The organism is Ferrovibrio sp. (genome assembly GCF_029255545.1).
In the GTDB taxonomy this organism is placed as follows: domain Bacteria; phylum Pseudomonadota; class Alphaproteobacteria; order Ferrovibrionales; family Ferrovibrionaceae; genus Ferrovibrio.
The window spans coordinates 16191-25371 of record NZ_JANLJJ010000080.1; the positions used below are offsets into that span (position 1 = coordinate 16191).

Consider the following 9181-nt stretch of genomic DNA (forward strand, 5'->3'; position numbering starts at 1 on the left):
TGACATGACCCGGTGACATGACCATGCACGCAGCAAGCAGCGGCCTGCCTGATCTCGGCTTCGGCCTGGGCCTGAGGCCGCAATATTACCCCGACATCCTCGACGGCGAGCCGCCGGTCGACTGGTTCGAGGCCATCACCGAGAATTATCTTGTCGATGGCGGGCCGCCGTTGCGCCAGCTTGACCGCATCGCCGCGCGCTGGCCGGTGGTGCTGCATGGCGTATCGCTATCGATCTGCGGCAGCGATCCGCTCGACATGGAATATCTCGCGCAGGTGAAACGGCTGGCCGCGCGGGTGCGGCCGCAATGGATTTCCGATCATCTCTGCTGGTCGCGCCATAACGGCGTACAGCTGCACGACCTGCTGCCGATCCCCTTCAACGAGGATACCCTGCGCCATGTCGCGGCCCGGGTGCGGCAGGCGCAAGATTTCCTGGGGCGCCGCATCCTGCTGGAGAATGTCTCGTCCTATGTCGAGTGGAACGGCTCGACGATGACGGAATGGGATTTTCTCGCCGCGCTGAGCCGCGAGGCCGATTGCCTGCTTCTGCTCGACGTCAACAACGTTTATGTCAGCGCCCGCAATCATGGCTTCGACGCCGATGCTTACCTGGCCGGCATTCCGCATGATCGCGTGGCCCAGATCCATCTCGCCGGACATTCCGATCTCGGCGACCTCATCATCGACACCCATGACGCGCCGATCGCCGATCCGGTTTTCGCCCTGTATGCCCGCGCGCTGCGCCGCTTCGGTCCGGTATCCACGATGATCGAGCGCGACGACAATTTTCCGCCTTTTGCCGAACTGCTCGCGGAACTGGACCGAGTCAGGCAGGTGGCGGCCGAAACCCTGCGCGAGGTTGCGGCATGAGCGGACTGGCGCCGCTGCAGGCCGGATTTTCCGCCTATCTGCTCGACGAGACGGATGCGACGCCGCTGCTGCCCGCTGTCAGGGTACCGGATGGCATCAATGCCGCTGCGCGGCTCGATGTCTACCGCAATGCCTATGTCGAGCGCCTGCATGACGTGCTGCGCACCGATTATCCGGTTCTGGGCCGCCTGATGGGAGAGGAGCGTTTCGCCGCGCTGGCCTACGCCTATATCGCGGCCAGCCGCTCGGCCTCGCCAACGATCCGCTGGTTCGGGGGCGGCCTGCCGGCTTTCCTGGCCGCGCAACCGCGCTGGCGCGACGATGGCGCCGCCTGCGCCATGGCGGCGTTCGAATGGTCCATCGGCCTGGCCTTCGATGCTGCCGATGCGCCGGCAATCTGCGCGGCTGACCTGTCGGCGGTGTCGGTTGACGCCTGGCCCGCTTTGCGCTTCCGGTTGCATCCCGCTTTGCGCATGATCGCATTGCCACATGCGGTGCCCGACTGGTGGCTGGCGGTGCGTGATCTTGATGAAGCCGCCGTGTTGCCGCCGGTGCCGCCATTGGAGGATGCCGCGCGGCACTGGGCCATATGGCGCGGCCAGTCGGGTGTGCGATTCCGCATGGTCGATCCGGACGAAGCGGCGATGCTGCGGGCGGCCGGACAGGGCGAGGATTTCGCCGGTCTTTGCGCTGTCGTGGCGGAGCACGGCAATATCGAGGCGGCGCCGGCGCGTGCCGCCGGCCTGCTGCGCCTGTGGATCGACAGCGGCTGGATCGCCGGCTTTGACCAGGGCCGCTAACCCTCTGTGGTAATCGCGCGGCGCAGCGGCGCCAGCGGGGCGTTGTCGTCGAACACGATGCCGGCCGGGCCGGTCGATATGCCGAGATCGCGCCATAACGCCGCCAGATCCAGCATGGAGGCCTGCCGCGCATAACGCTCGCCGAGCCGCGCCATGGTGCCGGTGCCGGTTGCCGCGTCGCAGGTCGCGAAGAAGCGTTCGCGGCTCCAGCGCGTGGTGGTATCGCCTCCCGCCCGTAATACGGCGCGCAGACAGGTCTGCAGCGAGGCGCGGTTCTGGCTGCGCTCACGGATATCCAGATCGGCCAGTAGCATGAAGGTCGCGCCACCCCAGTACAGGCCCGCGCGTGAGACCGCGTCTAGGCTTTCGACGGTCAGGGCCGGAATGCCGCGTGGCATGTCGGAGACGAATTCCTGCCATAGCTGCGCCGTACTGCGCCAGCCGGCCCGGGTGCGGATCAGCGGTTCGAGATAGGTTGCCATGCCCTCCATCACCCAGGCCGAGCGGCCGGTGATGAAGGGCGCGGCGAGATGGATCATTTCGTGCACCAGGATCCAGTCGTCATGGAGCGCGGCCCGCTGCGCCTGTTCGCCGAGCTGCAGCAGGATGGTGCCGCCGCCGCCGCCGCGCACCCGGCCGAACACGACGCCGGCGCGGTCCGGCACCGGCACGACCAGCAGCAAGGTCCGCGCCAGCGGGAAACCGCCGAAATACGCCGCCACCGCCTGCGCGCTGTCGGCGATCCAGGCCTGCACCAGTGGCACAGGTGGTCCCGCGCGGCCGGGGAAGCTGACCACCTCGATCACGGCATTGCCTACCGGGACCGTCGCGCTGGAGAAACGGCCGAACACGGCATAGCCGCCGAAACGGATGTCGCTGCGCCGCAGATGCAGGCGGCCGTCGTCGCGCTGGGGCAGATTGATCGCGTAATGCAGCCCGTCCAGCGCCTCCAGCGTCAGCGTGATCGTGGCCTCGGGCAGGCCCGGATCGGCCAGCCAGGTCGAAAGCGGCGAGATCACCGCCCGGTCGATGCGCTGGGCGATATCGGCCGTGTTGGCCAGAGCGGCGAGGCGGTCGAGATGCAGGCCATAGCGCAGGCTGCGGCCGTCACTGCCGGGCTCGAAGCCGGTCAGGGCCGCCGCCAGGTCGCCATCGACCGGACGGTCGAAAACCGGCAGTCTTTCGCCGCTGCAGGTCACCTGCACGGCCAGCATCAGGCCAGCCTCGTCCTGCAGGCGGATGTGATACTCGCAGGCCGGGGACTGCGCCGGGGCCTGTGCCGGGGTCTGTGCCGGGGCCTGCGACGCCGCCAGGGCAGGGCCGCCGGCCAGCAGGGTGAACAGGGTGAGCCAGAGGTTGCGCATGGGGCAGTCTAGGCCCGCCTGGCGCCATCGCTGGCGTCAAACTCCCGTGATTGGCGGCCTTGCCGGGGCGGCCGGGGCAGCCTATGAGTGGGCCAATCCCCGCAACCCCGCCATTGATCGGTTTTCCTTTGCCCAAACCCCCTTCCGGCCGTCGCCCGCCTTCCGGCCGCTCCGCTTCAGGCCGTACCCCGCCGCGTCGTCCCGGCAAGCCCACAGGCAAGCAGTCTGCAGGCAAGCAGTCCACTGGTGCGCCCGGCGGCGCGCGCCCGTCATCCGGTCATCGGACTGCGGAACCCCGGCAGGCCCACCGCGCCGAGCGTGACGGCCAGCATCCGAAGACGAAATTCCCCGAGAAGCATCAGGAGCGTCGCTCGGATCGCGCGCCGGGCCATGAGCGGGACCACAGGCAGGATCAGCTGCCCCGGCGCGCGGGCGCGGACAAGCGCGACCGGTCCGACCGCAGGAGCGGCGGCAAGCCCGGCCAGACATTCGAACAGCGGCCGGAGCGCAAGCCGATCGAGCCATCGGATCGCAGGCCGGGCCAGAAGCCGGGCCAGAAGCCAGGCCAGAAGCCAGGCCTGCGCCCGGGCGCCAGCCGCAAGGTGGCCGAAGCCGCCATCGCCCTGCTGGATGCCATGCTCGCCAGTCGCGACACTGCCGACCGCGTGCGCCATGCCTGGATGAAGCAGCATCACCGCCAGTTCGATGCCGACGAGCGCGAGGCGATCATCCATATCGGCGACGAGGTGCTGCGCCTGCGCGGCCGGCTCGACTGGTGGATTTCCCAGGAAGGCATGGGGGGCAAGGCCGGGCTGGCGCCGGATAACCGCTTGCGCGTCGCCGCGTACCGGATCCTGGGCAGCGGCGCCAAGGCCAGCGGCCTGCTGCCGCTGTTCCCCGCTGGCGACAGCGCGGTGGAGACGCTGCTGCGCCGCCTGGAAGGCCACACGCTGGAGCATCCCGACATGCCGGCCGCCGCGCGCCACAGCGTGCCGGAATGGCTGTTGCCGCAGCTGAAGAAACGCTTCGGTGGTGATTTCGACATGGAGCTGGCCGCCATGCTGCGGCCGGCGCCGCTGGATGTGCGGGTCAACACGCTGAAGACCACGCGCGATGCTGCCGCGGCTGCTTTGGCCGCCGAGGAGCTGCGTTGCCAGCCGACGCCATACTCGCCGACCGGCCTGCGCCTGTCGCCACAGGCCTATGTGAACAACACGCAGGCCTATGCGGATGGCCTGGTCGAGCCTCAGGACGAGGGCTCACAGCTTGCCGCCATGCTGGTTGATGCGGCGGGCTGCAAGTTCGTCGCCGATTTCTGCGCCGGCGCCGGCGGCAAGACCCTGGTGCTGGGCGCGGCGATGAAGAATGCCGGCAAGCTGGTGGCGATGGATGTCAGCGAAGGCCGGCTGGCCAAGGCCAAGCTGCGGCTGCGCCGTGCCGGCGTGCATAATGCCGAATGCCGCGTGCTGGAGACCAAGTGGCTCAAGCGCCATGCCGAGAAGGCCGAACGCGTGCTGGTCGATGCGCCCTGCAGCGGCAGTGGCACCTGGCGGCGCAAGCCCGATGCGAAATGGCGCCTCACCCCGCGGGACATCGCCGAACTGACCGACCGCCAGGCCGAAATCCTCGACCGCGCGGCGAAGCTGGTGCGGCGCGGCGGGCGGCTGGTATACGTCACCTGCTCGGTGCTGAAGGAGGAAAACGAAGACCAGGTCGCCGCTTTCCTCAAGCGCCACCCGGCCTTCAGCATCCTGTCGGTGGCCGATGTCTGGGACAAGACGGTGGGCGGCGCCTGCCCGGTGCCGGGGCCGTATTTAAACCTGACGCCCGCCCGCCACGGCACGGACGGCTTCTTTGCCGCCATCCTGGTGCGCAAGGACTGATTGCGGGCTTAGCCAGCGGTCGAGGAAACCCCGCAGCCAGGCGGCGATGCCGGCGTCATACCGTTGGCAATAGGCGCGTTGCAGGTCGCGCGCCTGCGCGCCGGGCAGCAGCAGGCGATGACCGGCAAACTGCGTCCAGCGCTGCATCACCGCCGCGGTCACTTCCGGATGGAACTGCAGGCCGAAGGCGGTCTCGCCGATTTTCATCGCCTGGTTGGGAAACCAGGTGGTGGCGGCCAGCCGCACGGCGCCGCGCGGCAACTCGAATCCCTCGCCATGCCACTGGAAGATATGCAGCTGCTCGGGGAAGAAGGTGCGGCCGCGCGGCGTGGCCTTCACCGCGTAATAGCCGATCTCGTGCCAGCCTTCCGCGTGCGGGGCCACCTTGGCGCCCCCGGCCCGCGCCAGCAGCTGAGCGCCGAGGCAGACGCCCAGATAGGGTTTGCCGCTGGTCACCACACGCGGGATGAAATCCAGTTCCTGGCGGATGAAATCCAGATGGTCGTCATTGGCGCTCATCGGTCCGCCGAACACCACGCAGCCGGCATGATGCTCCATGGTCTCGGGCAGCTCCTGGCCCAGGCAGGGGCGGCGGATATCCAGGTGATAGCCGCGCTCGCGCAGCATGTCGCCGATCCGGCCCGGATCGGAGCTTTCCTGGTGGACGATCATCAGGATCGACGGCTGGGGAGTGCCATCATCCTGTCGTGGTCCGTGCAGCATGTGCGGTTCAGAGATCCTTCAGAAATTCATCCAGCGCGGCATTCACCGCAACCGGCTGCTCGACCGAGGAACTATGCCCGGCTTTGGCGATCCTGACCAGCCGTGATTGCGGGATGGCGGCATGGATGCGCTCGGCCTTGGCCGGCACGGTGGCGACATCCTGGTCGCCCACCATCACCAGCACGGGGCAGCGGATGCGGCCCAGCTCATCATGGACGCCGGCGCGGTCGATCACGCCGTTCACCGCCCGCCAGATGCTGCGCCGGTTGCCCACCAGCTTGCCCCGCCAGTGCGCGCGCTCGGCCGCCCGCGCCGGATCGGTCAGGAAGTCCTGGCTGAACATGATCGGCATCACCTTGGCCGCCACTAGGCCTAATCCCAGCCAGCGGGCAACGAAGTTGAGCTTGCGGTATTTCGGCACATTCTCGGCCGGCTCCGGATCGGCCGAGGTCTCCATCAGGATCAGCGAGCGCGTCAGGTCGGGCCGCCGCGCCCCCAGCCGCATGGCGACGAAGCCGCCCATGGAAAGGCCGGCGAAATGCACCGGGCCGATGGCCAGCTTTTCGATCAGCGCCACGGCATCCTGGTACACGGTTTCCATGCTGATGCTGGAGACGGTGTCGTCGGCGCTGCGGCCCTGGCCGCGATGGTCATAGGCGATGACGCGATAACGGTCTTTCAGATGGGCCAGTTGCGGCGCGAACAGCTCCGCGTCCCACAGCAGGCCATGGCTGAACACGATGGTCTCGCCGGTCGAGCCCCCGCCAGTGCTGTCCTGGCCGGTATCCTCGTAGTAAAGCCGCGTGCCGTTGACGTCGATCTGTGGCATGGCGTCGCCTCCTGCTGCGCGATTTACTGCGCGGTTATGCCGCCATCGATGACGAATTCGGCGCCAGTGACGAATTTCGATTCATCCGAGGCGAGATAGAGGATGCAACTCGCCACGTCGTCTGGTTCGCCCAGCACGCCGAGCGGCACCTGCGATTCCAGCTTCTGCCGCACCAAAGCCGGATCGCCACCGGCATAGATCATGCTCTGCACCATCGGCGTGTCGATGAAAGTCGGGTGCACCGAGTTGCAGCGGATATTGTATTTGCGCCTGGCGCAATGCAAAGCCGTGGTCTTGGCCAGCATGCGCGCGCCGGCCTTCGAGGTGTTATAGGCCGACATGTTATGGCCGGCGATGATCCCCGAGACAGACGAGATGATGATGATCGAGCCCGGGGCATGCGCCTTCATGCGCGGCAGGCCGTGCTTGATGCCCAGGAAGGGGCCGTGCAGGTTTACGTTATGCACGAAATGCCATTCCTCGACGCTGATATCCTCGACGCTTTTCATCACGCCGACGCCGGCGGAATGCACCATCACGTTCAGCTTGCCGAAGGCGGCATCCACCACGTCCAGCGCGGCAATCCACTGCTGCTCGCTGGTCACGTCCAGATTGATGGCGATGGCATTCTTGCCGATCTCGTCGGCCACCGCGCGGGCGCCATCCAGGTTGCGGTCGGCGATGGCGACTTTCGCGCCTTCCCTGGCCATCATGATGGCGGTGGCTTTGCCGAGCCCCGAGGCTCCGCCGGTGATCAGCGCGACTTTGTTGGCTACGCGGCCCATGGTGTCCTCCCGTTATGTGGGCGGAAGGATAGCCGGCCGGCGGGGCCGGGGGCAAACATGACGCTGCGGCAGGGCGCTTAGTCCGGCTCTTCCAGCTTGGCCGGCAGGCCGGCCTTGGCCAGGGCCTGCAGCAGGTCCTCCAGATGGGCACGGTCGCGCGCCTCGACCACGAATTCGATCTCGGTCGCCTTGGCCGAGGCCAGCGTGAACAGCCGCTGATGCGCCACTTCCACGATATTCACCCCGGCATTGCCGATCACGCCGGCCGCCTTGGCCAGCCGGCCCGGCGCGTCATCGGTCATCACGATGATGCGGGCCAGGCGACCGTCGCGCACCAGGCCGCGCATCAGCACGGAGGCGAGCAGGCGGGTATCGATATTGCCGCCCGACAGCACGATGCCGACATGACGGCCCTTGAATCGGGTTGGATCGGCCATCAGCGCGGCCAGGCCGGCCGCGCCGGCGCCCTCGGTGACGGTCTTCTCGATTTCCACCAGCGCCACGATGGCGCGTTCGATATCGGCCTCGCGGGCGATCAGCACGTCTTCCACATGCCGGCGCACCACCTCGATGGGAGCGCGGCCGATATCGCGCACGGAAATGCCTTCCGCGATCGACACGCCGCCCACATGGACCGGCAGGCCATGCATCTCCTGGTACATCGCCGTGTAAAGCTCGGATTCGACGCCGAAGATGCGCAGTTCGGGTTTCAGCGTCTTGGCTGCCACCGCCATGCCGGCGATCAGGCCGCCGCCGCCGACCGGCACGATCAGGTCCTGCAGGGCCGGCGCCTGCGCCAGCATCTCCAGCGCCAGGGTGCCCTGGCCGGCCATGATGGCGGGGTCGTCATAGGGATGCACGAAGACCAGGCCTTCGGCTTCCGCCAGCGCGCGGGCCTTGGCGGCCGCCTCCACCAGGGTATCGCCCTCGATCACCACGCGGGCGCCAAAGGCGCGCACATGGCGCACCTTCACGAACGGCGTGATGGTCGGCATCACGATGGTGGCGGGAATGCCCAGCCGCCCGGCATGGTAGGCCACGCCCTGGGCATGGTTGCCGGCCGACATGGCGATTACGCCGCGTTTGCGCTCGGCCTCGGTCAGCTGCAGCAGCTTGTTGAGCGCGCCGCGCTCCTTGAAGCTGGCGGTGAACTGGTGATTCTCGAATTTCAGCCAGACCTCGGCGCCGGTCAGGCTTGAGAGCGTGCGCGAATGCAGGCAGGGCGTCTCGGCCACCGCGCCGCGGATGCGGTCGGCGGCGGCACGCACATCGGCGAGGCCAATCATCGGGACAAGCGCGGTCATGAACTCCATCCGGCACAACAGATTGATAACAGGACTATAATCGAGCCTGCCGCCGGGGTCACGGCCCGGTTTGGCCGGATGGGCTTTCGACTTGGCCGGGATCGCTGGCGGGGTTAGTTTATGCCCATGCACGGCACCGCCCCGCAGATTCCACCGGTTTTCGAGATCGAGCTGAAGCCTTACCGCTCGCTGGGGCCGCGCGGCTTCATCATCCTGATGGTGTTCTTCGGGCTGGTGAATTTCGCCGCCGGCACCGCCTTCTGGGCCATCGGCGCCTGGCCGGTTTTCGGCTTCTGCGGCCTGGACGTACTGCTGATCTGGCTGGCTTTCCGATACAGCTATGCCCAGGCCCGGGCGCGCGAGATCATCCGGCTGGACCAGGATGCGCTGGAAGTGCGCCGCATCGATGCCAAAGGCAATGAAAAAACCTGGCGGTTGCAGCCCTACTGGCTGCGGGTGGAATGTGATGCCGAGGACGATGCCTCGCCGCTGCGGCTGTGGAGCCACGGCCGTTCGCTGACCCTGGGTGCTTTCCTCAGCCCCGACGAACGCCGCGTGCTGGCCGATGCCCTGCGCGAAGCGCTGGTGCGCTGGCGCATTCCGCCCGGCGCCGGCCTGCGC

At 67.7% G+C, this 9181-nt stretch carries 10 protein-coding genes; 4 read left to right on the top strand and 6 right to left on the bottom strand.

All coding sequences use genetic code 11. The annotated features are described in order from the left end of the window. Positions 1-17: 17 nt before the first annotated feature. Both Q1J79_RS15860 and Q1J79_RS15865 read left to right on the top strand, forming a co-directional pair. A complete protein-coding gene (locus tag Q1J79_RS15860; protein ID WP_300302278.1) occupies positions 18-872 on the top strand; it encodes a DUF692 domain-containing protein in 855 nt (284 codons plus the stop codon). After that, positions 869-1672: a DNA-binding domain-containing protein gene (locus Q1J79_RS15865; RefSeq protein WP_300302281.1), complete on the top strand. Its 804-nt coding sequence runs from the start codon at positions 869-871 to the stop codon at positions 1670-1672. Before Q1J79_RS15860 ends, Q1J79_RS15865 begins: the two co-directional genes overlap by 4 nt. Here the strand turns inward: Q1J79_RS15865 and Q1J79_RS15870 are convergent. Continuing rightward, positions 1669-3036, bottom strand: a complete 1368-nt coding sequence (locus Q1J79_RS15870) for a hypothetical protein (protein ID WP_300302283.1) — start codon at positions 3034-3036, stop codon at positions 1669-1671. The two genes, Q1J79_RS15865 and Q1J79_RS15870, sit on opposite strands and share 4 nt — an antisense overlap. A 269-nt stretch (positions 3037-3305) precedes the next feature. Beyond that, positions 3306-3770, bottom strand: coding sequence for a hypothetical protein (locus Q1J79_RS15875; RefSeq protein ID WP_300302285.1), 465 nt, complete (start codon positions 3768-3770; stop codon positions 3306-3308). Between Q1J79_RS15875 and Q1J79_RS15880 the strand changes: the two genes are divergently transcribed. Next, positions 3717-4919, top strand: coding sequence for an RsmB/NOP family class I SAM-dependent RNA methyltransferase (locus Q1J79_RS15880; protein WP_300302287.1), 1203 nt, complete (start codon positions 3717-3719; stop codon positions 4917-4919). The genes Q1J79_RS15875 and Q1J79_RS15880 overlap by 54 nt on opposite strands. Here the strand turns inward: Q1J79_RS15880 and Q1J79_RS15885 are convergent. The 4 genes from Q1J79_RS15885 to Q1J79_RS15900 form a co-directional block, all read right to left on the bottom strand. Beyond that, entirely contained in the window at positions 4851-5642 is a 792-nt protein-coding gene (locus Q1J79_RS15885; RefSeq protein WP_300302289.1) for a GMP synthase, read from the bottom strand. The two genes, Q1J79_RS15880 and Q1J79_RS15885, sit on opposite strands and share 69 nt — an antisense overlap. A 7-nt stretch (positions 5643-5649) precedes the next feature. Then, positions 5650-6471 carry an alpha/beta fold hydrolase gene (locus Q1J79_RS15890; protein WP_300302291.1) on the bottom strand — a complete coding sequence of 274 codons (822 nt, stop codon included), beginning with the start codon at positions 6469-6471 and terminating at the stop codon, positions 5650-5652. 23 nt (positions 6472-6494) lie between these two features. Beyond that, positions 6495-7256 carry an SDR family oxidoreductase gene (locus Q1J79_RS15895; RefSeq protein WP_300302293.1) on the bottom strand — a complete coding sequence of 254 codons (762 nt, stop codon included), beginning with the start codon at positions 7254-7256 and terminating at the stop codon, positions 6495-6497. Positions 7257-7333: 77 nt separating this feature from the next. Then, positions 7334-8560 (bottom strand): threonine ammonia-lyase, encoded by a 1227-nt coding sequence (locus tag Q1J79_RS15900; RefSeq protein WP_300302295.1) that lies wholly within the window; start codon positions 8558-8560, stop codon positions 7334-7336. 126 nt (positions 8561-8686) lie between these two features. Here Q1J79_RS15900 and Q1J79_RS15905 point away from each other — a divergent pair. Further along, positions 8687-9181 (top strand): DUF2244 domain-containing protein (locus Q1J79_RS15905; RefSeq protein WP_300302297.1); only part of this gene is annotated, 495 nt, incomplete at its 3' end.

Excerpts from the sequence above, each read along its gene's own strand:
- Q1J79_RS15860 (WP_300302278.1), top strand. The coding sequence starts at position 18 with ATGACCATGCACGCAGCAAGCAGCGGCCTGCCTGATCTCGGCTTCGGC.
- Q1J79_RS15865 (WP_300302281.1), top strand. The coding sequence starts at position 869 with ATGAGCGGACTGGCGCCGCTGCAGGCCGGATTTTCCGCCTATCTGCTC.
- Q1J79_RS15870 (WP_300302283.1), bottom strand. The coding sequence starts at position 3,036 with ATGCGCAACCTCTGGCTCACCCTGTTCACCCTGCTGGCCGGCGGCCCT.
- Q1J79_RS15880 (WP_300302287.1), top strand. The coding sequence starts at position 3,717 with ATGAAGCAGCATCACCGCCAGTTCGATGCCGACGAGCGCGAGGCGATC.
- Q1J79_RS15875 (WP_300302285.1), bottom strand. The coding sequence starts at position 3,770 with ATGGATGATCGCCTCGCGCTCGTCGGCATCGAACTGGCGGTGATGCTG.
- Q1J79_RS15885 (WP_300302289.1), bottom strand. The coding sequence starts at position 5,642 with ATGCTGCACGGACCACGACAGGATGATGGCACTCCCCAGCCGTCGATC.
- Q1J79_RS15890 (WP_300302291.1), bottom strand. The coding sequence starts at position 6,471 with ATGCCACAGATCGACGTCAACGGCACGCGGCTTTACTACGAGGATACC.
- Q1J79_RS15895 (WP_300302293.1), bottom strand. The coding sequence starts at position 7,256 with ATGGGCCGCGTAGCCAACAAAGTCGCGCTGATCACCGGCGGAGCCTCG.
- Q1J79_RS15900 (WP_300302295.1), bottom strand. The coding sequence starts at position 8,560 with ATGACCGCGCTTGTCCCGATGATTGGCCTCGCCGATGTGCGTGCCGCC.